The sequence below is a fragment of the Microcystis sp. M49636_WE2 genome (genome assembly GCF_030065375.1).
Lineage (GTDB): Bacteria > Cyanobacteriota > Cyanobacteriia > Cyanobacteriales > Microcystaceae > Microcystis > Microcystis aeruginosa_C.
This window is the reverse complement of the sequence record NZ_JASJFG010000798.1, coordinates 1-1,708: the sequence shown is the minus strand read 5'-3', so window position 1 is coordinate 1,708 and position 1,708 is coordinate 1. Positions and strand designations below refer to the sequence as shown.

The 1,708-nt window shown below is 41.5% G+C and carries 4 protein-coding genes; 2 read left to right on the top strand and 2 right to left on the bottom strand.

Going from position 1 to position 1,708, the window contains the following annotated elements; translation table 11 throughout:
• Together PX484_RS18260 and PX484_RS18255 are read left to right on the top strand one after the other, a co-directional pair.
• The coding region (locus tag PX484_RS18260; protein WP_288105019.1) for a DUF29 domain-containing protein at nt 1-262 on the top strand (262 nt) is incomplete at its 5' end.
• A 13-nt stretch (nt 263-275) separates the two neighbouring features.
• Entirely contained in the window at nt 276-740 is a 465-nt protein-coding gene (locus PX484_RS18255; RefSeq protein WP_287668125.1) for a DUF29 domain-containing protein, read from the top strand.
• A gap of 38 nt (nt 741-778) precedes the next feature.
• Here the strand turns inward: PX484_RS18255 and PX484_RS18250 are convergent, their stop codons facing one another.
• Together PX484_RS18250 and PX484_RS18245 are read right to left on the bottom strand one after the other, a co-directional pair.
• Nucleotides 779-1,159 (bottom strand): DUF7682 family zinc-binding protein, encoded by a 381-nt coding sequence (locus PX484_RS18250; protein ID WP_287668127.1) that lies wholly within the window; start codon nt 1,157-1,159, stop codon nt 779-781.
• Nucleotides 1,160-1,366: 207 nt separating this feature from the next.
• On the bottom strand, nt 1,367-1,708 hold a 342-nt coding region (locus PX484_RS18245), incomplete at its 5' end, for a phosphotransferase (RefSeq protein WP_353853248.1).

The window sequence follows — 1,708 nt, the reverse complement described above, 5'->3', positions numbered from 1 at the left end:
TCAAGCAGCATGGAAAGGGGAAATTAGAACCTTTCGGAAACAAATCAAGAAATTACTGAGAGATAGTCCCAGTCTCAAACCCTATTTATCCGAGATACTTGAGGAATGTTACAGCGATGCTCGGGAGATAATTATTGATATCACCCAATTAGATGCCAGTATTTTCCCTCTGGAAGTGTCAGCTAGTCTAGAGGAGATTCTCGCTGAAAATTGGTTGCCTAATTGGGAAGCTATCAGCAATAATTCTGAAAAGTGCAATTAAGGAGTAAAAAATGATGAATATTACCATTTCAAATCTCTACGATAGCGATTATCAACTTTGGTTAGAGTCCACTATCAACCAATTACGTCAAGGCGATTTTCAATCGGTAGATTGGCCGAATTTATTAGAGGAGTTGGCAGATTTGGGAAAAAATAATCGACGAGCGCTTAAGAGTCTCTTAACTCGACTTCTAGAACATTTACTGAAGTTAACTTACTGGCAATCCCAACGAGATTACAACCAAGCGGGATGGAAAAAAGAAATTAGAAATTTTCGCCTACAAATTGCTGATCTTTTAGCAGATAGTCCCAGTTTAAAGTCCTATTTAAGGGAAATTTTAGCAAAATGTTATCTCGATGCTCGCAATCTGCTTATTGACGAAACCAAATTAGATGCCAGTATTTTCCCCTTGGAAGTGTTAGCTAGTCTAGAGGAGATTCTCGATCAAAATTGGCTGCCGGATTTTGGGGAGACATAAACAGCGATAAATCTTCCCAAGCAAGCTAAAGATTAGCTTCACCTACCCGGTTTACAGACATTATAGTCCTCGTGAGAGATCACCGCCTCCGGGACGAGGAGATTGCCGTAGTCGCGACAGATGAGGCGATAATTGCGGGTAACGGGGATACTGATAATAAAGCGATCGTGTCGCAATCGTTTACCGTGGAAATCTCGATAATTGCGGTGATCTTGCAATCCTTGCAGGATTTCCCTAGCTTTAAGTACGACATTTTTCGGTAATTCCCGTAGATCGATCGGATCTTGGGAAAAAGTGGCTTCCCAAGCATTTTTTTGACGTTTTTTTTCTTCCCAAGCGGCATCTAGTTGAGCGCAATGATGGCAGACTTGGCCATAACCCTTGTGACCACAGGGAAACTTTTTCTTTCTTCTGGACATAATAACCATCTGTCTGTGAGCCTGTCAGAGAGTATTCAAAAGCGGTAAAGCTTGCTTCACTTTTGGCAGATGGAGAAGAAAGTCTTTACCTAGTGATTATCTATACTTACCAGCATACAGGGATCGATACCTCGTTTGGCCATTGACCAGCAAGAAAGTTGATCTTGGTTAGTTAGGGCCTGCTGTCACCAACAGGATTAAGGCTGCTTAGAATAATTCCCATTCTTGGGTTCTTAAACGTTTGAGAATGGCCAAACGGCTACTAAAATAATTGGCGCAGAGACGACTATAATCGGTTAAACGCAGATTATTTAAGCTAATTGACCAAGACCAAATATAGGCCGCTTGGGTGAGATACTGAAGACAAGATAATTCGCCATCGGTTAAAGGTACTGTTTCATCGTAACCTTGGATGAAACCATGGCGAACCTGGCGATTTAAGCCGGATTGTAGGGAAACTTGCAGAAATTTAGCGATATCAAAAACTCGCCAACCATAACCGCACTGATCGAAATCAAATAGGGTCATCTGATTATCAGGGGTGATATG

What these genes read in the sequence shown, in the direction of transcription:
- PX484_RS18250 (WP_287668127.1), bottom strand. Translation starts at nt 1,159, where the DNA reads ATGTCCAGAAGAAAGAAAAAGTTTCCCTGTGGTCACAAGGGTTATGGC.
- PX484_RS18255 (WP_287668125.1), top strand. Translation starts at nt 276, where the DNA reads ATGAATATTACCATTTCAAATCTCTACGATAGCGATTATCAACTTTGG.